The sequence below is a fragment of the Pseudomonas sp. DR208 genome (genome assembly GCF_019823005.1).
Lineage (GTDB): Bacteria > Pseudomonadota > Gammaproteobacteria > Pseudomonadales > Pseudomonadaceae > Aquipseudomonas > Aquipseudomonas extremorientalis.
Window position 1 is genome coordinate 1,085,707 of the sequence record NZ_CP081944.1, and the last position, 17,602, is coordinate 1,103,308.

Here is a 17,602-nt window from a genome sequence, read left to right on the forward strand (position 1 = left end):
ACAATTGTCGGCTTCCCGACATCATCAGCGATATTGAATGGCCTTCCTCGCACTCGGTATTAACCACAAGACTGCCTCCGTAGACGTGCGCGAGCGCGTGGCGTTTACGCCGGAGCAGTTGGTTGAGGCCCTGCAGCAGCTCTGCCGGCTCACCGACAGTCGCGAAGCTGCGATCCTTTCGACCTGCAATCGCAGCGAGCTTTATATAGAGCAGGAGCATCTTTCAGCGGATGTCGTACTGCGCTGGCTGGCCGATTACCATCATTTGGACCTCGATGACCTTCGCGCCAGCGCTTATGTGCACGAAGAGGATGCGGCAGTTCGTCACATGATGCGTGTGGCGGCCGGTCTCGATTCGCTGGTGTTGGGCGAGCCGCAGATTCTAGGGCAGATGAAATCCGCCTACGCCGTGGCGCGCGAGGCCGGCACCGTCGGCCCGCTGCTGGGGCGGCTGTTCCAGGCCACCTTCAATTCCGCCAAGCAGGTGCGCACCGACACTGCCATCGGTGAAAACCCGGTGTCCGTGGCGTTTGCCGCCGTCAGCCTGGCCAAACAGATTTTCAGTGACTTGCAACGCAGCCAGGCCCTGCTGATCGGCGCCGGCGAGACCATCACCCTGGTCGCCCGCCACCTGCATGACCTGGGCGTGAAGCGTATCGTGGTCGCCAACCGTACGTTGGAACGCGCGAGCATCCTCGCCGAGCAGTTCGGCGCCCATGCGGTGTTACTGGCGGACATTCCGGCGGAGCTGGTACGCAGCGATATCGTCATCAGCTCCACCGCCAGCCAACTGCCGATCCTGGGCAAAGGCGCGGTCGAGAGCGCGCTGAAGCTGCGCAAGCACAAGCCGATCTTCATGGTGGATATTGCTGTTCCCCGGGATATCGAGCCCGAAGTCGGCGAGTTGGACGACGTTTACCTCTATAGCGTCGACGATCTGCACGAAGTGGTCGCCGAAAACCTCAAGAGCCGCCAGGGTGCTGCCCAGGCCGCCGAGGAAATGGTCAGCACCGGCGCCGAAGACTTCATGGTGCGCCTGCGTGAACTGGCGGCGGTGGACGTGCTCAAGGCCTATCGTCAGCAAGGCGAACGCCTGCGCGACGAGGAATTGATCAAGGCCCAGCGCTTGCTGGCCAATGGCAGCAGCGCCGAAGAAGTGCTGATGCAATTGGCCCGTGGCCTCACCAACAAATTGCTGCATGCACCCAGCGTGCAACTGAAAAAGCTTACCGCCGAAGGCCGCCTCGATGCGCTGGCCATGGCCCAGGAACTCTTTGCCCTCGGTGAGGGCGCGTCAGATAGCTCTTCGGATAAAAAACCGCAATGAAAGCGTCACTGCTCAATAAACTGGACGTGCTCCAGGACCGTTTCGAAGAACTGACCGCCCTGCTCGGCGATGGCGAGGTCATCTCCGATCAGGCCAGGTTCCGTGCCTATTCCAAGGAATACGCCGAAGTTGAGCCCGTGGTCGCCACCTATAAAAACCTGCTGAAAGTGCAGGCGGACCTTGAAGGTGCCCAGGCACTGCTCAAGGACAGCGACCCGGACATGCGCGAAATGGCCGTGGAAGAAGTCCGCGAAGCCAAGGAAAAACTCGCCGAGCTGGAGGGCGACCTGCAACGCATGCTGCTGCCCAAGGACCCGAACGACGGGCGCAACGTGTTCCTCGAAATCCGTGCCGGCACCGGCGGTGACGAGGCGGCGATCTTCTCCGGCGACCTGTTCCGTATGTACTCGCGGTATGCCGAACGTCGCGGGTGGCGGGTAGAGATCCTGTCCGAGAACGAAGGCGAACACGGCGGCTATAAAGAAGTGATCGCGCGGGTCGAGGGCGACAACGTCTACGGCAAGCTCAAATTCGAGTCCGGCGCGCACCGCGTGCAGCGGGTTCCAGCGACTGAATCCCAAGGTCGTATTCACACGTCCGCCTGCACGGTGGCGGTATTGCCCGAGCCGGACGAACAGGAGGCCATCGAGATCAACCCGGCCGACCTGCGCATCGACACCTACCGCTCCTCGGGCGCCGGTGGCCAGCACGTCAACAAGACCGACTCGGCGATCCGCATCACCCACTTGCCGTCGGGCATCGTGGTGGAGTGCCAGGAAGAGCGCTCCCAGCACAAGAACCGTGCGCGGGCCATGTCCTGGCTGTCGGCCAAGCTCAATGACCAGCAGACCAGCGCCGCCGCCAACGCGATTGCCAGCGAGCGCAAGTTGCTGGTGGGTTCGGGCGACCGCTCCGAGCGCATTCGTACCTACAACTTTGCCCAGGGCCGGGTCACCGACCACCGGGTCAACCTCACCCTTTACTCCCTGGACGAGATCCTTGCCGGTGGTGTGGACGCGGTGATCGAACCGTTGCTCGCCGAATACCAGGCCGATCAACTGGCCGCGATAGGTGAATAAATGACCATCATCGCAAGCCTGCTGCGCGCCGCCGACCTGCCCGATTCGCCCACGGCACGCCTGGATGCCGAATTGTTGCTGGCGGCTGCCTTGGGCAAGTCCCGCAGCTACCTGCACACCTGGCCCGAGAAAATCGTCAGCAGCGAGCATGCGCTGATCTTTGCCGGCTACCTGCAGCGCCGTCGTGGTGGTGAGCCGGTGGCCTATATCCTCGGTCAGCAAGGCTTCTGGAAGCTGGACCTGGAGGTCGCGCCTCACACGCTGATCCCGCGGCCAGATACCGAGTTGCTGGTGGAAACCGCCCTGGAATTGTTGCCCGCCACCCTCGCCAAGGTCCTCGACCTGGGCACCGGCAGCGGCGCCATCGCCCTGGCCCTGGCCAGTGAACGCCCGGCCTGGCAGGTCACCGCCGTCGACCGTGTGCTGGAAGCCGTGGCCCTGGCCGAGCGCAATCGCCAGCGGTTGCACCTCGCTAACGCTACGGTGCTGAACAGCCATTGGTTCAGCGCGCTGCAAGGTCATCGCTATGACCTGATCATCAGCAACCCGCCGTACATTGCCGCCAACGATCCGCACCTGGTGGCCGGCGACGTGCGTTTCGAACCAGCCAGCGCACTGGTGGCCGGTCATGATGGCTTGGACGACCTGCGCCTGATCATCAAGGAGGCCCCGGCCCACCTGAATGCCGGTGGGCGGTTGCTGCTGGAACATGGTTACGACCAGGCCCCGGCGGTGCGCGACCTGCTGTTGAGTGAAGGTTTCGAAGAAGTGCACAGCCGCATCGACCTCGGTGGCCACGAACGCATCACCCTGGGGCGCCGGCCGTGCTGACTGATCAGGAGCTGTTGCGCTATAGCCGACAGATTCTGTTGCAGCATGTCGACATAGACGGCCAATTGCGCCTGAAAAACGGCCGGGCCCTGATCGTAGGTCTTGGTGGCCTGGGCGCGCCCGTCGCGTTGTACCTCGCTGCCGCCGGCGTCGGCGAGTTGCATCTGGCGGACTTCGACGCGGTCGACCTGACCAACCTGCAGCGCCAGATCATCCATGACACCGACAGCGTCGGGCAGACCAAGGTCGACTCGGCCCTGCGTCGCCTGACCGCCCTCAACCCTGAAATCAAACTGATGGCCCATCGCAGTGCGCTGGATGCCGATTCTCTCGCTGCGGCGGTCGAAGCGGTAGACGTTGTGCTCGATTGCAGTGATAACTTCTCCACCCGCGAAGCCGTCAACGCGGCCTGTGTCGGTGCCGGCAAGCCTTTGGTCAGCGGCGCTGCGATCCGTCTTGAAGGGCAACTGTCGGTGTTCGACCCGCGTCGCGCCGAGAGCCCGTGCTATCACTGCCTGTATGGGCACGGCAGCGATACCGAACTGACCTGCAGTGAGGCTGGCGTGGTCGGCCCACTGGTCGGTGTGGTCGGCAGCCTGCAAGCCCTGGAAGCCTTGAAACTGCTGGCCGGTTTCGGTGAGCCGTTGGTGGGACGCTTGTTGCTGATCGACGCCTTGGCCACACGTTTTCGCGAACTGCGCGTCAAGCGTGACCCCGGTTGCACTGTGTGCGGGGCGCCACATGGTTAAGGGCGCGCCGATCGGTGTGTTCGATTCCGGTATCGGCGGCTTGACCGTGCTGGATGAAATCCAGCAGCTATTGCCCCAGGAATCACTGCTGTACGTGGCCGATTGCGGGCACATCCCCTACGGCGAGAAAAGCCCGGCGTTTATCCTTGAGCGCTCCCGGCAGGTGGCGGCATTTTTCCAGGCGCAGGGCGCCAAAGCCTTCGTGATTGCCTGCAATACCGCTACGGTTGCCGCCGTGGCTGATCTGCGTCGGGATTTTCCCGATTGGCCGCTGGTGGGCATGGAACCTGCTGTCAAACCGGCGGCGGCAGCCACCCGCAGCGGCGTGGTTGGGGTGCTTGCCACCACCGGCACGCTGCAAAGCGCCAAGTTCGCCGCGTTGCTCGACCGCTTCGCTACCGATGTGAAGGTCATCACCCAGCCATGCCCGGGCCTGGTGGAGCTGATTGAAAGCGGTGACCTGACCAGCCCGGCCTTGCGCCAGTTGTTGCAGGGGTATATCGACCCGCTGCTCAGCGCCGGTTGCGACACCATCATCCTCGGCTGCACCCACTATCCCTTCCTCAGGCCGCTCCTGGCGCAGATGCTGCCCCCCAGCATTATCCTCATCGACACCGGCGCCGCCGTGGCCCGTCAGCTCAAGCGTTTGCTGGGTGAGCGCGACCTGTTGGCCGTCGGCAATCCAGCACCGGCACAGTTCTGGACCAGCGGTGATGTGTATCACCTAAGAAATATCCTACCGACACTATGGAAATATCCGGGCGTTGTGAGAAGCTTCGACTCGTGAAAATTTCGTGAAATACCTGCGTTATTAGCTGGAACTTCTGGTTACACGCCAGCTTCTATAGCGAGATAGCCTGTACACAACCATATAACTTCGTTTGGAAGGATGTTTCTTATGAAGCGCTTGTTCTGTTTGGCTGCGATTGCGGCCGCTGTAGTGGGGCACTCTGTTTCGGCACAAGCTGCTGGCCTGGAGTTCGGGGTGGGGAGCACCAGTGATTCGACCATGACCTATCGCTTGGGGCTGACATCGGACTGGGATAAAAGCTGGTGGCAGAGCGATACAGGTCGATTGACCGGCTACTGGAGCGGCGCCTACACCTATTGGGATGGGGACAAGCGAGCCAGCGCCAGCAGCCTGTCGTTCTCGCCGGTGTTTGTGTATGAATTTGCCGGGGAATCGGTGAAGCCTTACATCGAGGCAGGGATCGGGGTGGCGGTGTTTTCCCGCACCAAGCTGGAAGACAACAACATCGGCCAGGCCTTTCAGTTCGAAGACCGTCTGGGTTTCGGCCTGCGCTTCGCGGGTGGGCATGAGGTGGGCATTCGTGCCACGCATTACTCCAACGCGGGTATCAGCAGCAATAACGACGGGGTAGAGAGCTACTCGTTGCACTACACCTTGCCGTTGTAAGCCTTCAGAACACTGCAAAACCCATGTGGGAGTGGGCAAGCCCCTCCCACATTCAGCATCAGCGGTAGGCGGTAGCGATACCCTGTCGCTCTTCCAGGCACTCCGGCGCGCCCATCTCGAATTCCCGGCAAATCAGCGGTCGTCGCTCGTAGATCGTGCACATCATCGTGTCCCGGTCCAGCGCCGCGCACCAGCCGTCATCCAGGCGCAGCATCACTTCACCGCCCCAGTCATCGGTATCGATATAGCGCTCCGGCACGCCGGTGTCGGTGATCAGCATCACTTCCAGCTGGCAGCAGCAGGCCGCGCACGTCGAGCAGGTGACGGCGGGTTCGGCGATTTGGGTGTGGGGGATGTTGGTCATAGGCGTGCAGTGTAAGGCAAGCGGGTGACGCACGTGTAATACGGCTGACGGACGTCAGCGCGCCAGCCGATGCAAACCCACAAACACCATCGCCCACAGCAACGCCAGCGCAACCATTGTTGGCGCGAAGCCGAAACCAAACTGCACCCCGGCCAGTTGGCTACCGGCGTAATAAGACAGCGGGCCGCCCAGCGCGCCCAGCACAGCGGCACGCCACCAGGGACGGGCGCTCCAGGCCAGGCAATGGCGCAACGTCGTGGCCAGCAATGCCCATAGCAGGATCAACCAGAAGGGAATCAACGTGCCCGGTTGCGTGAACTCAAACACCCCCAGCATGCGCAACGTGGTGTCCAATAGGGTGCCCAGAACCATCACGGCCAGGATCAACCTGCCGTCTTCAGCCCACGAACTTATCCACAGCAGGTGAACTGCCAGCACGGCAAGCCCCACCATTAACCACGCGCTGTCCCCACCAAGCACACAGGCAAACCAACCGCACTGAAACAGCACGGCATTGGCCAGCGTCTTAAGCATTGAAGCGCCCGAGCAGCGGCGGGTTGATCGCCGATGGCTTGGCCAGCAGCAATTGCGCGGTGCCAATGGTGCGCTCCATGAAGCCGCCTTCGCAGTAGCACAGGTAGAACTCCCATAGGCGCAGGAAATACTGGTCGTAGCCCAGCTCGGCGAGGCGACCGTGGGCGCGGCGAAAGTTCTCATGCCATAGGCGCAGGGTTCGTGCGTAGTGCAGGCCGAAATCCTCCATGTGCAGCAGGTTCATGTCGGTGTCGCGGCTGACGATGTGCAGCATGTTCTGCACACAGGGCAGGGCGCCGCCGGGGAAGATATAGCGCTGGATAAAATCCACGCTGCGCTTGGCCTGTTCAAAGCGTTGCTCACGGATGGTGATGGCCTGCAGCAACATCAGCCCATCGTTCTTGAGCAGGTGCGCGCACTGTTTGAAGTAGGCCGGCAGGAAGCGATGGCCCACCGCCTCGATCATCTCGATGGACACCAGCTTGTCGTATTGACCGGTGAGGTCGCGGTAATCCTGCAGCAGCAGCGTGACCTGGCCTTGCAACCCCAGGGCGTCGATGCGCTGTCGGGTGTAGGCGAACTGTTCCTTGGACAAGGTCGTGGTGGTGACCTGGCAGCCGTAATGCTGCGCCGCATAGAGCGCCATGCTGCCCCAACCGGTGCCGATTTCCAGCAGGTGGTCGGTGCGTTTGAGGGCGAGCTTCTGGCAGATGCGCTCCAGCTTGTTCAACTGCGCCTGTTCGAGGGTGTCGTCGGGCGTCAGAAACTGTGCCGCGGAGTACATCATGGTCGGGTCGAGGAATTCTTCGAACAGGTCGTTGCCCAGGTCGTAGTGGGCGGCGATGTTTTTCTGTGAACCCTTGCGCGTGTTGCGGTTGAGCCAGTGCAGGCCCTGGGTGAACGGCCGCGCCAGGCGTGCCAGGCCGCCTTCCATTGCATCGAGCACGTCCAGGTTGCTGACCATCACGCGCACCACGGCGGTCAGGTCCGGGCTGGTCCAGTAACCGTGGATAAACGCTTCGCCGGCGCCGATGGAGCCGTTGGCCGCCACCAGGCCCCACACGGCAGAGTCCAGGATCTGGATTTCCCCCATCAAGTGCGCTTCCCGTGCGCCGAACACTTGGCGCTCGTCGTCCTCGATCACCACCAGTTGGCCATGGCGCAGTTGGCTGAGTTGGCGCAACACCGCCTTGCGCAGCAGCGCGGCGGTCATGCCGTTGACGTTCAGGCGGTGAGTCTTGACCGATAAGCTAGGGGATTTCATGGCGGCGATCCTTGGTGTAACCGACTGCGGTGCGAGAGGCGCCATCGGCGGCCCGGTGGGAAAAAATCGGCGTGCGTTTGAGCAACAGGCGCAGGGCCTGCCAGTAAATAGCGAGGCAGGTCTTGGCGGTCATCCAGGGGAAACGCCACAGGTAGCGATGCAGGCTGGCGCGATCCAGCGTTTCTTTCTCCAGGCTCAACGTGGCGTCGAAGATTTTCTGCGTGCCCTGCCAATCGGCCATGTGCACGCCCAGCCTGGCGGCGGGAGGGCTGAAGCTCATGCGGTATTCCAGGTCGCGGGGTAGAAACGGCGACACATGGAAGGCCTTGGCCACGGCGAAATGCTGGTGTTCATCGGCGTCCAGGGCCTGGGCCGGCAACACGTAGTGATAGCGTTCGCGCCATGGGGTGTTGGTCACTTCACACAGGATCGCGGCCAGACGTCCGTCGGCCTCGAAGCAGTAGAAGAAACTCACGGGGTTAAAAGCCAGGCCCCAACTGCGGGCCTGGGTCAGTAGGCAGATAACGCCCCGGGGTGTACGCCCCAGTGCCTTGCCGACTTCCTGGCGCACGGCATCGCTCAAGTTCATGCCGCTGCGCGTCCATTCACGCAGGTAGTCCTGCTGACGAAAACCGAAGGGGGCCAGGCGGCTGCGCCCGGCCAGGGGCGAAAGCCCCAGCACTTGGTGTTCTTCGCTCAAATCCAGGTACAGCAGGCCGATGCGGTAGCGAAAGGCATGGGCCTTGGGCGCAAACCGCCGATGGGCGATCCACCCGCTGTACAGGGCGCTGTTCACAGGGTTTCCCCAAAGGCTTCGGCCACGCGCAGTGCGCTGACCACACCGTCTTCGTGAAAGCCGTTGGCCCAGTAGGCGCCGCAGTAGAAGGTATTGTTCACGCCGGATATTTCTTCGCGACGCGCCTGCGCTGCCACCGCCGCCAGGCTGTATTGCGGGTGGGCGTAGGTGTAGCGGGCCAGGACCTTCAACGGGTTGATCATGGTTGTCTGGTTGAGGCTGACGCAAAACGTGGTGGTGCTGTCGATGCCTTGCAGGATGTTCATGTCATAGGTCACCGCCGCCTGTGCCTGGCGATTGCCGGTCAGCCGGTAGTTCCAACTGGCCCAGGCGAGTTTGCGGTCGGGCAGCAGGCGCGTGTCGGTGTGCAATACAACGTCGTTATCGGCGTAGGGCATGGCGCCGAGGATCTCCTGTTCGGCCTGGCTCGGGTCGGCCAGCAACGCCAGGGCCTGGTCGCTGTGGCAGGCGAATACCACGCGATCAAATGCCTCACTGCCGGCCGGACTGTGGATAACCACGCCGTCGTCGGTACGTGCCACTTTATGCACAGGGCAATTGAGGCGGATCCGTTCGCGAAAGCTGCGGGTCAACGGCTCGATGTAGCGGCTTGATCCCCCTTCGATCACGCACCATTGCGGGCGGTTGTTCACAGAGAGCAACCCGTGGTTCTTGAAGAAGCGCACAAAGAACTGCAACGGAAACTTCAGCATATCGGCCAGGGACATCGACCAGATCGCCGCGCCCATCGGCACGATGTAGTGCCGGACAAACCGCTCGCCGTAGCCGCCGGCGGTGAGGTAGCTGCCCAGGGTCATGTCGGCGCTGATGCGCTGCTGCTGCAGGTCCAGCGGCGCCTGGCGGTTGAAGCGCAGGATATCGCGCAACATGCCCCAGAACCCCGGCGACAAAATATTGCGACGCTGGGCAAACAAACTGTTGAGGTTGTTGCCGTTGTACTCGAACCGGGTGTGCTCGTCGCACACCGAAAAGCTCATCTCGGTCGGTTTGAACGCCACCCCGATCTGCCCCAGCAAGCGGATGAAGTTGGGGTAGGTCCAGTCGTTGAACACGATGAAGCCGGTGTCGACCGCGTAGTTTTTACCCTCGACAGTGACATTGACGGTGTGGGTATGCCCGCCGATGCGGTCGCCCGCTTCGAACAGGGTGATGTCGTGACGGCGGCTCAGCATATAGGCGCTGGTCAGGCCGGCGATGCCGCTGCCGATAATGGCGATCTTCACAGGTCGTCCTTTTTCGGCGGCGGGCTGCGCAACATGCGCTTGCCGATGATCAGTTGCGCACGGTTCGGCAGTTTCGACAGGGGCCATAACGTAGCGATGAACAGTGCAGGAAAGGCGATTTCCAGCGGGCGCTTTTCCAGCTTGGCGAAAATGTGCCGTGCGGCTTTATCCGCTGACCAACTAAGCGGCATGGGGAAGTCATTGCGCTCGGTCAGCGGTGTGTCGACAAAGCCCGGGCTGATCACGGTGACGTCGATGTTTTCCGGCGACAGGCTGATACGCAGGGATTCGAACAGGTAGCGCAGACCCGCCTTGGACGCGCCATAGGCTTCGGCGCGCGGCATCGGCAGGTAGGTCACGGCGCTGGCGACGCCTACCAGGTGCGGGGTGCGCCCGGCGCGCAGCAGCGGCAAGGCGGCTTCGATGCAATAACTGCTGGCCAGCAGGTTGGTACGCACCACATGCTCGATGATCGATGAGTCAAACTGTCGGGCATCCACATATTCACAGGTGCCAGCATTGAGAATGACCGTGTCCAGGGCGCCCCAGGCCTCGCCAATGCGTTCACCAATCTCGCGCACGGTCTGGCTGTTGGTCAGGTCGCCGGCCACCACCAGCACCTGGCCAGGGTAACGGTGGGCGAGCGCTTCCAGCGGGCCTTTCGAGCGTGAGCTCAAGGCGACGTGGGCGCCGCTGTTGAGCAACTCTACGGCCAGCGCGGCACCGATGCCACTGCTGGCGCCGGTCAGCCAATAACGTCGAGGCAATGTACCGCTCATCCCATTCTCCTTTTCAGCCAGCCAACGACGCTGCCCAGCACGGGCACGTGTTCGTACAGCATGGCGCCGGCATCGAAATAATCGCGGTGGCGGTACACCTTGTCACGCCACATCAAGTGCGAACAACCTTCCACCCGGATCACCTTGCCGCTGGCCAGGCGTGGGTGGCAGAAACTCATTTTCCAGCGCAGGTAACCTTCACCTTCGGCCACCTGATCGAAACCGTGGAAGTCGAAGCGTAACTGGCTGACGTTGCTGTACAACTCGGCGAAGTAGCGGTGCAGGGCGGGCAGGCCCTGCACTTCATGCAGTGGATCAGCGAAGCGGATGTCCTGGCTGTACAGGCTGTCGAGCAGGTGCAGGTTGTGCTTGTCCAGCGTGGAAAAGGCCTGGGCGAAGCGGCGCAGAAAGTCACTCATACTCGCCCCCTGCGGCTTGTCGCGAGGGCAGGCTGCGGAAGGCGGCCAGGGCGCGTTCACGGGACTTTTTCAGGTCGACAATCGAACGCGGGTAATCGGCCACGCCGAACAAACCACCGGCGGCTTCGGGGTTGTGCACTTCCTTTTTATTCAGCGCGGCCAGTTCCGGCAGCCAGCGCTTGATGAATACGCCTTCGCCGTCGAATTTTTCCGATTGGCTCAAGGGGCTGAAAATCCGGAAGTATGGCGCCGAGTCGGTGCCGGTGGACGAACTCCATTGCCAGCCGCCGTTGTTGGCCGCCAGGTCGCCGTCGATCAGGTGGCGCATGAAGAAACGCTCGCCCTCGCGCCAGTCGATCAGCAGGTTCTTGGTCAGGAACATCGCCACGACCATGCGCAGGCGGTTGTGCATCCAGCCGGTTTCAAGCAGTTGGCGCATGGCGGCGTCGATGATCGGCAGGCCGGTGCGCGCTTGCTGCCAGGCGGCCAGGTCCTTGGGCGCGTTGCGCCAGGCGACGGCTTCGGTTTCGGGGCGGAACGCCCGGTGGCGCGACACCCGGGGGTAACCCACCAGGATGTGCTTGTAGAACTCACGCCACAGCAGTTCGTTGATCCAGGTGATGGCGCCCATGTCGCCGCTTTCAAACTCGCCGCCGTTGGTCTGCAGTGCAGCGTGCAGGCACTGGCGCGGCGACACCACGCCGGCGGCGAGGTACGCCGACAGCTGGCTGGTGCCGGGCTTGGCGGGGAAGTCGCGTTCGTCCTTGTAGTAGCTGATCTGTTGGTCGGTGAAAGCGTCGAGGCGGCGCCGGGCTTCGTCTTCACCGGCGGGCCAGAGGGCACGCAGGGTCTCGCTGGGTGGCTCGAAATCGTCGACTGTCTTTGGGATCGGGTCGCTTTTCAGCTTGAGCGCAGCCTGGGCCTTGGGGGCCGGGACTATCCGGGGCAGGGCGCTGTGCAGACGGCTGTAGCAGACCTTGCGGAACTGGCTGAACACCTGGAAGTAAGTGCCGGTCTTGGTCAGCACGCTGCCGGGCTGGAAGAACAGTTGGTCCAGGTAGCTGTGGAAGCTGATGCCCGCCGACTCCAATGCCTTGGACACGGCCGCATCACGACGGCTTTCATGGATGCCGTATTCCTCGTTGACGTGCACCGACTCCGCGGCCAGTTCACGGCACAGCGTGCCCAGCACGTCGGGTGCCTGGTCCCAGGTGGCTGCCGTACGGATCAGCAGGGGAATGTTCAGTTCGCCGAGTGTCTTGCTCAGGTCATCCAGGTTGCGCAGCCAGAAATCCACCTTGCACGGTGCATCGTCATGGGCCAGCCATTGTTCGGGCGTGATCAGGTACACGGCGGCGATCGGGCCCCGCTGGCTCGCGGCGGTCAGGGCGGTGTTGTCGTGTAGGCGCAGGTCGGTGCGCAGCCAGATCAAATGCATTTAAACGAGTCCACGCTGGATCAGTAGCTGGTGGGCCGACAACAACTCTTCGGCGACGAACAATTCAGGGATGTCCTGGGCTAATACGGCCAACTCGGCCTGGTGGATGCATACCGTTGGTCCGACGACCAACTTTGGGCAACGGACGCCGCCCAAAAGTTTTTCCAGACCCGACAAATGCAGAGCCTTGCTCGAATACAGCAGCACGGCCCGCGGTTGCAGGTGCTCCACCGCCAGGGCCAGTTCGCCGGCGGGCAACGGCCAGTCGAACACTTCCACCGGGCAATCGGCACTGCTGGCGAGCCAGGCACTGAGCCACAGGTGTGGCTCCAGGGGCAGGTCGGACTGATTGACCAGCAACAACGGTGCGCCGTGCAACTGGCGATTGTTGTGGTAAATGCGTGCGCCGAATTTGCTGCGCAGCCATGAGAGGAAAAACACCCGCTCCATCTGCGCGCCGAACTGGCCTTGCCAACGCTGTTCCAACTCTCGCAGCAGCGGGAGCATCAGTTGCTCGCATAACGTGCGTGGCGGGTACAGCGCCATGGCCTGGTTGAAGGCGTCATCGACCCGGCGTTCGGTCAATTCGCTGATAGCGTGCACCAGGTTCTGGCGCAGGCTGTGCCACTCGTTCTCCACCGCCTCGGGAAGAGACTGGGCCGAGTCGATCAGGCCTTTGACCTGGCTCACCGGCACGCCTCGATTGAGCCAGGTGAGGATGGTATGGATGCGCTGCACATGCTCGGCGCTGAACAGCCGATGGCCCTTGGGCGTGCGCTGGGGCACGATCAGGCCGTAACGGCGTTCCCAGGCGCGCAGGGTCACGGCGTTGACGCCGGTCTGGCGCGCCACTTCGCGGATCGGCAGCCAGCCGTCTTCGAGGGCTTGGGCGATGTCGTCGCCGGGTTCGTCTAGCAGGGCAGCTTTCATGGTCTAGATCGCATTTCGCAGGCTGAGGTTTTCCGGGTGCGGTTGCAGGTAGGCCTGCTGCGCGATGTAGCGGTCCGGGTGTTGGCGAAAGTGGTGTTTGAGCAGGGTCAGCGGCACCACCAGCGGCACGATGCCGTGGCGGTACTGGCCGATGACGGTCTGCATTTCTTGCTTGTCATCAGCGCTTATTACCTGTTTGAGGTAACCGCTGATGTGTTGCAGCACATTGGTGTGGGTGCCACGGGTGGCGCACTTGGTGAGGCCGGACATCAGGTCGCTGAAGTAGCCCGCCGCCAACTCGTCGAGGTTGGCATCCTTGGTCATGCTGCCCAGCAGGTGGCCAAGGCGCTTGTAGTGCGCCGGGCTGTGGGCCATCAGCAGGTACTTGTAGCGCGAATGAAAGGCCAGCAGGCGGTGACGGGTCAGGCCTTCGGCCAACAGTTTCTGCCAGCTGGCGTAGACGAATACCCGGGTCAGGAAGTTTTCCCGCAGCACCGGGTCGTTCAGCCGACCGTCTTCTTCCACCGGCAGGTTGGGATGGCGCGCACAGAAGGCCTGGGCGTAGATGCCGCGCCCACCGCCGTCCACAGGGGTGCCGTTGTCGCGGTAGACCTTGACCCGCTCCAGGCCGCACGACGGCGATTTCTGCATGAAGATATAGCCGCACAGGTCGGTATGTTCCGCGGCCATCTGCTGGCCGTACTCGTCCAACGGTTGGGTGACATTCAGCTCGCGGTGCACGGTGCCGACGGCCTGTGGGTGGGCGGGATCGCCCACCAGACGGATCGGTTCGCGTGGAATGCCCAGGCCGATGGCGACTTCGGGGCACAGCGGCACGAAGTCGAAATAGTCGGCGAGGGTCTGGCTGCACAACAGGGATTGTTTATGGCCGCCGTTGAAGCGCACGTTCTCGCCCAGCAGGCAGGCGCTGATGGCGATCTTCGGTTTGGTGGTGCTGGACATACACGAACCCTCTGCAAGATTCCTGTACAAGATATAAATCCTGTACAACTAAATCTCATCATAGGTTCGATGCTGTACAAGTCAAATTATTTGTACAAGTTTTGCGAGTGATCTATTTCCAGCCGATTTTCCAGGCTTCCATATCCTGCAGGGTTTGCCAGGGCAGGCGTTCGCTGCGGTGCGTCATCACGGCTTGCAGTTCAATGTCGAGCACCGTGCCTTCTTCATCACGAAACAGCTCGGTGACCAGAAAGTGTTTTTCTTTGTTGCGAGGGTGGGCTGCTGTCCATTTCGACAGCAGCAATTTGGCGGGGTTGATGCGGTTCATTGCAGGTGCTCGATCAAGCGTCGCGCGGCTTCCTGGCCGCTGAGCCAGGCCCCTTCCACGCGGCCCGACAGGCACCAGTCGCCACACACGTACAGGCCCAGGTCGGCATCGGCGAGTACGCCGAATTCGTGGCTGCTGGACGGCCGTGCGTAGAGCCAGCGGTGGGCCAGGCTGAACGACGGCGCCGGCATCGCGCTGTGCAGCAGTTCGGCGAAGGCGCCGTGCAGGTGCTCGATCACCGCCTCTTTGGGCAGGTCCAAGTGGGCCTTGCTCCATGCGCTGGTGGCGTGCAGCACCCAGGTGTCGAGGGTTGTATCGCGCCCAGGTTTGCTGCGGTTGCGGGCAAGCCAATCGAGGGGACTGTCCTGCACGAAGCAGCCCTCCATGGGGGTATCCAGGGGTTTATCGAAGGCCAGGGCGATGGCCCAGGTCGGGTCCATTTTCACCCCGGCGGCGGCACTCGCCAGCTTGGGCGCGGCGGCCAGCAGGGCGGTGGCTTGGGGCGCAGGCGTGGCGATGATCACGTGGCTGAAGGGGCCATGGTTTTCGCTGTCCGCGTCCAGCAGGTTCCAGTGGTGTTTGCCCTGGAACACCTCGGTAATGCGGCAACCGAACTCCACTGGCAGGTCGTCGAGCAGGGCGCGAGTGATCGCGCTCATGCGCGGCGTGCCGACCCAGCGGATCTGTTCATCGGGAGACGGGGTGAGTTGGCCGGACTTGAAGTTGTACAGCTGGGGTTTCCATTGCTCGGCCCAGCCGTTGCTTTGCCAGCGTTGCACTTCGTTGACGAAGCGCCGGTCGCGGGCGGTGAAGTATTGCGCGCCCATGTCCAGGGAGCCGGCATCGCTGCGCTTGCTGGACATGCGGCCACCACTGCCGCGGCTTTTATCGAAGAGTTGTACAGCGTGCCCCGCGTCTCTTAACGCTCGGGCGGCGGAGAGACCGGCGATGCCGGTGCCGATGATCGCGATGGGAACAGTCATGGGAGGCCTCGTTTTACCGTTGTGCACAGACTACGCGGACACCAATAGCTGTACAATATTGTTTTTTGGTATAAGTTTTGGCGTACCAGTTCTAACGGCGTAACCTATGGTTAAAGCTGAGGCTTAGCCAGCGTTACGCCTGCTAACAAATGATCCCTGTTTATAAAATAGACCAGTGATCGGCGGCGAACGTTACATGAGGAGCGTCCCATGCATATTTTGCTGACCGGCGGTACTGGCTTGATTGGCCGCCAACTCTGCCAACACTGGCTCACCCAGGGCCATCGCCTGACCGTGTGGAGTCGCCACGCGGACCAGGTCGCGAAGGTATGCGGCGCCCAGGTGTCGGGAGTCAGCCGCCTTGAAGAGGTTATCGGCCCGGTCGACGCGGTCATTAACCTGGCGGGCGCGCCTATTGCCGACCGCCCCTGGACCCACAAGCGCAAGGCGTTGTTGTGGAGCAGCCGCATCAGCCTTACCGAGACCTTGCTGGCGTGGCTTGAGGGCCTGGAACAAAAACCAGCGGTGTTGATTTCCGGTTCGGCGGTGGGCTGGTACGGCGACGGCGGCGAGCGCGAATTGACCGAAGCCAGCGGCCCGGTGCAGGACGATTTCCCCAGTCAGTTGTGCATCGCCTGGGAGGAAACCGCCCAGCGCGCCGAAGCCCTGGGGATTCGTGTGGTCCTGGTACGTACCGGCCTGGTGCTGGCGGCGCAGGGCGGCTTTTTGTCGCGGCTGTTGCTGCCGTTCAAACTGGCGCTGGGCGGGCCTATCGGCAGTGGCCGGCAGTGGATGCCGTGGGTGCATATCAGGGATCAAATCGCCCTGATTGATTTTCTTCTGCACCAGCCTGACGCCAGCGGTCCCTATAATGCCTGCGCGCCACACCCGGTGCGCAATCGCGAGTTTGCGAAAACCCTGGGCCAGGTGCTGCACCGCCCGGTATTCATGCCGATGCCGGCCTTTGCATTGCGGGTGGGCCTGGGTGAGTTGTCCGGCCTGTTGCTGGGCGGGCAGAAGGCGCTGCCCGAGCGCTTGCTGGCTGCCGGTTTCACTTTTCAGTTCACTGAGTTGCGTGCGGCTTTGGATGACTTGTCCGGCCGCCTCTAAAGATAGGATGTTGCATGACGGATCACGCGTTGTTACTGGTCAACCTGGGCTCGCCGGCGTCCACTTCGGTGGCGGATGTGCGCAGCTACCTCAATCAGTTCCTGATGGACCCTTATGTGATCGACCTGCCGTGGCCGGTGCGGCGCTTGCTGGTGTCGCTGATCCTGATCAAGCGCCCCGAGCAGTCGGCGCATGCCTACGCCTCCATCTGGTGGGACGAGGGTTCGCCGCTGGTGGTACTTAGTCGTCGCCTGCAACAGCAGATGACCGCGCAGTGGACCCAGGGCCCGGTGGAATTGGCTATGCGTTATGGCGAGCCATCGATTGAAAGCGTGCTGACCCGCCTCGCAGCCCAAGGCATCCGCAAGGTCACCCTGGCGCCGTTGTACCCGCAATTTGCCGACAGCACCGTGACCACGGTGATCGAGGAAGCCAAGCGTGTGGTGCGCGACAAAAAGCTCGACGTGCAGTTCTCGATCCTGCAGCCGTTCTACGACCAGCCCGAATATCTCGATGCCCTGGTCGCCAGCGTGCGGCCCTACGTGGAACAGGATTACGACCATCTGCTGCTGAGTTTCCACGGCTTGCCTGAGCGCCACCTGACCAAGCTCGATCCTACCGGCCAGCACTGCTTCAAGGATGCCGACTGCTGCAAGAATGCGTCCGCCGAGGTGCTCAAGACCTGCTATCGCGCGCAGTGCTTCAGCGTCGCCCGCGACTTTGCCACACGCCTGGGCTTGCCCGAAGACAAGTGGTCGGTGGCCTTCCAATCGCGCCTGGGCCGCGCCAAGTGGATCGAACCCTACACCGAGGCTCGCCTTGAAGCATTAGCCCGGCAGGGCGTGAAAAAGCTGCTGGTAATGTGCCCGGCGTTCGTCGCCGATTGCATCGAGACGCTGGAAGAAATCGGCGATCGCGGGCTGGAGCAGTTCCGCGAGGCCGGGGGCGAGGAGCTGGTGCTGGTGCCGTGCCTGAATGATGATCCGCAGTGGGCGAAGGCGCTCAATACCCTTTGCGAGCGCGCACCGACGGCGCTGTAACCGAACA

20 protein-coding genes are annotated in these 17,602 nt (G+C 62.4%); 8 read left to right on the forward strand and 12 right to left on the reverse strand.

Going from position 1 to position 17,602, the window contains the following annotated elements; genetic code table 11:
• Positions 1-37: 37 nt before the first annotated feature.
• From hemA to K5K89_RS04695, 6 genes are all read left to right on the forward strand, one after another.
• Positions 38-1,327 (forward strand): glutamyl-tRNA reductase, encoded by a 1,290-nt coding sequence (gene hemA, locus K5K89_RS04670; protein WP_058423108.1) that lies wholly within the window; start codon positions 38-40, stop codon positions 1,325-1,327.
• Complete coding sequence (gene prfA / locus K5K89_RS04675; protein WP_071491040.1) at positions 1,324-2,406, forward strand: peptide chain release factor 1; 1,083 nt, start codon at positions 1,324-1,326, stop codon at positions 2,404-2,406. Before hemA ends, prfA begins: the two co-directional genes overlap by 4 nt.
• Complete coding sequence (prmC, locus tag K5K89_RS04680; protein WP_071491041.1) at positions 2,407-3,237, forward strand: peptide chain release factor N(5)-glutamine methyltransferase; 831 nt, start codon at positions 2,407-2,409, stop codon at positions 3,235-3,237.
• A complete protein-coding gene (gene moeB, locus K5K89_RS04685) occupies positions 3,231-3,986 on the forward strand; it encodes a molybdopterin-synthase adenylyltransferase MoeB (protein ID WP_222540946.1) in 756 nt (251 codons plus the stop codon). Before prmC ends, moeB begins: the two co-directional genes overlap by 7 nt.
• Entirely contained in the window at positions 3,979-4,773 is a 795-nt protein-coding gene (gene murI / locus K5K89_RS04690; protein WP_071491043.1) for a glutamate racemase, read from the forward strand. The genes moeB and murI overlap by 8 nt, the downstream gene beginning before the upstream one ends.
• A 111-nt stretch (positions 4,774-4,884) precedes the next feature.
• Complete coding sequence (locus tag K5K89_RS04695; RefSeq protein ID WP_071491044.1) at positions 4,885-5,403, forward strand: acyloxyacyl hydrolase; 519 nt, start codon at positions 4,885-4,887, stop codon at positions 5,401-5,403.
• Between the two features lie 58 nt (positions 5,404-5,461).
• On the opposite strand, the gene K5K89_RS04700 is transcribed toward K5K89_RS04695, so the two are convergent.
• The 12 genes from K5K89_RS04700 to K5K89_RS04755 all read right to left on the reverse strand — a co-directional run bounded on the left by K5K89_RS04700 (position 5,462) and on the right by K5K89_RS04755 (position 15,445).
• Positions 5,462-5,767, reverse strand: coding sequence for a YkgJ family cysteine cluster protein (locus tag K5K89_RS04700; RefSeq protein WP_071491045.1), 306 nt, complete (start codon positions 5,765-5,767; stop codon positions 5,462-5,464).
• 54 nt (positions 5,768-5,821) lie between these two features.
• Complete coding sequence (locus K5K89_RS04705; RefSeq protein ID WP_222540947.1) at positions 5,822-6,301, reverse strand: DUF2878 domain-containing protein; 480 nt, start codon at positions 6,299-6,301, stop codon at positions 5,822-5,824.
• Positions 6,294-7,565 (reverse strand): SAM-dependent methyltransferase, encoded by a 1,272-nt coding sequence (locus tag K5K89_RS04710; RefSeq protein ID WP_222540948.1) that lies wholly within the window; start codon positions 7,563-7,565, stop codon positions 6,294-6,296. The genes K5K89_RS04705 and K5K89_RS04710 overlap by 8 nt, the downstream gene beginning before the upstream one ends.
• Entirely contained in the window at positions 7,552-8,361 is an 810-nt protein-coding gene (locus K5K89_RS04715; RefSeq protein WP_071491048.1) for a DUF1365 domain-containing protein, read from the reverse strand. Before K5K89_RS04715 ends, K5K89_RS04710 begins: the two co-directional genes overlap by 14 nt.
• Positions 8,358-9,605: an NAD(P)/FAD-dependent oxidoreductase gene (locus K5K89_RS04720; protein ID WP_222540949.1), complete on the reverse strand. Its 1,248-nt coding sequence runs from the start codon at positions 9,603-9,605 to the stop codon at positions 8,358-8,360. The genes K5K89_RS04715 and K5K89_RS04720 overlap by 4 nt, the downstream gene beginning before the upstream one ends.
• Positions 9,602-10,384 carry an SDR family NAD(P)-dependent oxidoreductase gene (locus tag K5K89_RS04725; RefSeq protein ID WP_071491050.1) on the reverse strand — a complete coding sequence of 261 codons (783 nt, stop codon included), beginning with the start codon at positions 10,382-10,384 and terminating at the stop codon, positions 9,602-9,604. Before K5K89_RS04725 ends, K5K89_RS04720 begins: the two co-directional genes overlap by 4 nt.
• The gene (locus K5K89_RS04730; RefSeq protein WP_071491051.1) at positions 10,381-10,803 is read right to left on the reverse strand and encodes a nuclear transport factor 2 family protein; all 423 of its coding nucleotides are present in this window, start codon (positions 10,801-10,803) and stop codon (positions 10,381-10,383) included. The genes K5K89_RS04725 and K5K89_RS04730 overlap by 4 nt, the downstream gene beginning before the upstream one ends.
• On the reverse strand, positions 10,796-12,241 hold the full coding sequence (gene phrB / locus K5K89_RS04735; protein ID WP_222540950.1) for a deoxyribodipyrimidine photo-lyase: 1,446 nt from the start codon (positions 12,239-12,241) through the stop codon (positions 10,796-10,798). The genes K5K89_RS04730 and phrB overlap by 8 nt, the downstream gene beginning before the upstream one ends.
• Positions 12,242-13,171: a MerR family transcriptional regulator gene (locus K5K89_RS04740; protein ID WP_071491053.1), complete on the reverse strand. Its 930-nt coding sequence runs from the start codon at positions 13,169-13,171 to the stop codon at positions 12,242-12,244.
• A gap of 3 nt (positions 13,172-13,174) precedes the next feature.
• Positions 13,175-14,134, reverse strand: a complete 960-nt coding sequence (locus tag K5K89_RS04745) for a YbgA family protein (protein WP_071491054.1) — start codon at positions 14,132-14,134, stop codon at positions 13,175-13,177.
• A gap of 112 nt (positions 14,135-14,246) precedes the next feature.
• On the reverse strand, positions 14,247-14,462 hold the full coding sequence (locus K5K89_RS04750; RefSeq protein WP_071491055.1) for a TIGR02450 family Trp-rich protein: 216 nt from the start codon (positions 14,460-14,462) through the stop codon (positions 14,247-14,249).
• A complete protein-coding gene (locus K5K89_RS04755; RefSeq protein ID WP_071491056.1) occupies positions 14,459-15,445 on the reverse strand; it encodes an NAD(P)/FAD-dependent oxidoreductase in 987 nt (328 codons plus the stop codon). The genes K5K89_RS04750 and K5K89_RS04755 overlap by 4 nt, the downstream gene beginning before the upstream one ends.
• A gap of 210 nt (positions 15,446-15,655) precedes the next feature.
• Here K5K89_RS04755 and K5K89_RS04760 point away from each other — a divergent pair, with 210 nt between their 5' ends.
• Together K5K89_RS04760 and hemH are read left to right on the forward strand one after the other, a co-directional pair.
• On the forward strand, positions 15,656-16,555 hold the full coding sequence (locus K5K89_RS04760) for a TIGR01777 family oxidoreductase (protein WP_222540951.1): 900 nt from the start codon (positions 15,656-15,658) through the stop codon (positions 16,553-16,555).
• Between the two features lie 14 nt (positions 16,556-16,569).
• On the forward strand, positions 16,570-17,595 hold the full coding sequence (gene hemH, locus K5K89_RS04765) for a ferrochelatase (protein WP_222540952.1): 1,026 nt from the start codon (positions 16,570-16,572) through the stop codon (positions 17,593-17,595).
• Positions 17,596-17,602 lie beyond the last annotated feature (7 nt).

Coding starts and splice junctions, on each gene's coding strand:
- hemA (WP_058423108.1), top strand. CDS start 38: ATGGCCTTCCTCGCACTCGGTATTAACCACAAGACTGCCTCCGTAGAC.
- prfA (WP_071491040.1), top strand. CDS start 1,324: ATGAAAGCGTCACTGCTCAATAAACTGGACGTGCTCCAGGACCGTTTC.
- prmC (WP_071491041.1), top strand. CDS start 2,407: ATGACCATCATCGCAAGCCTGCTGCGCGCCGCCGACCTGCCCGATTCG.
- murI (WP_071491043.1), top strand. CDS start 3,979: ATGGTTAAGGGCGCGCCGATCGGTGTGTTCGATTCCGGTATCGGCGGC.
- K5K89_RS04695 (WP_071491044.1), top strand. CDS start 4,885: ATGAAGCGCTTGTTCTGTTTGGCTGCGATTGCGGCCGCTGTAGTGGGG.
- K5K89_RS04700 (WP_071491045.1), bottom strand. CDS start 5,767: ATGACCAACATCCCCCACACCCAAATCGCCGAACCCGCCGTCACCTGC.
- K5K89_RS04705 (WP_222540947.1), bottom strand. CDS start 6,301: ATGCTTAAGACGCTGGCCAATGCCGTGCTGTTTCAGTGCGGTTGGTTT.
- K5K89_RS04710 (WP_222540948.1), bottom strand. CDS start 7,565: ATGAAATCCCCTAGCTTATCGGTCAAGACTCACCGCCTGAACGTCAAC.
- K5K89_RS04725 (WP_071491050.1), bottom strand. CDS start 10,384: ATGAGCGGTACATTGCCTCGACGTTATTGGCTGACCGGCGCCAGCAGT.
- K5K89_RS04730 (WP_071491051.1), bottom strand. CDS start 10,803: ATGAGTGACTTTCTGCGCCGCTTCGCCCAGGCCTTTTCCACGCTGGAC.
- phrB (WP_222540950.1), bottom strand. CDS start 12,241: ATGCATTTGATCTGGCTGCGCACCGACCTGCGCCTACACGACAACACC.
- K5K89_RS04740 (WP_071491053.1), bottom strand. CDS start 13,171: ATGAAAGCTGCCCTGCTAGACGAACCCGGCGACGACATCGCCCAAGCC.
- K5K89_RS04745 (WP_071491054.1), bottom strand. CDS start 14,134: ATGTCCAGCACCACCAAACCGAAGATCGCCATCAGCGCCTGCCTGCTG.
- K5K89_RS04750 (WP_071491055.1), bottom strand. CDS start 14,462: ATGAACCGCATCAACCCCGCCAAATTGCTGCTGTCGAAATGGACAGCA.
- K5K89_RS04755 (WP_071491056.1), bottom strand. CDS start 15,445: ATGACTGTTCCCATCGCGATCATCGGCACCGGCATCGCCGGTCTCTCC.
- K5K89_RS04760 (WP_222540951.1), top strand. CDS start 15,656: ATGCATATTTTGCTGACCGGCGGTACTGGCTTGATTGGCCGCCAACTC.
- hemH (WP_222540952.1), top strand. CDS start 16,570: ATGACGGATCACGCGTTGTTACTGGTCAACCTGGGCTCGCCGGCGTCC.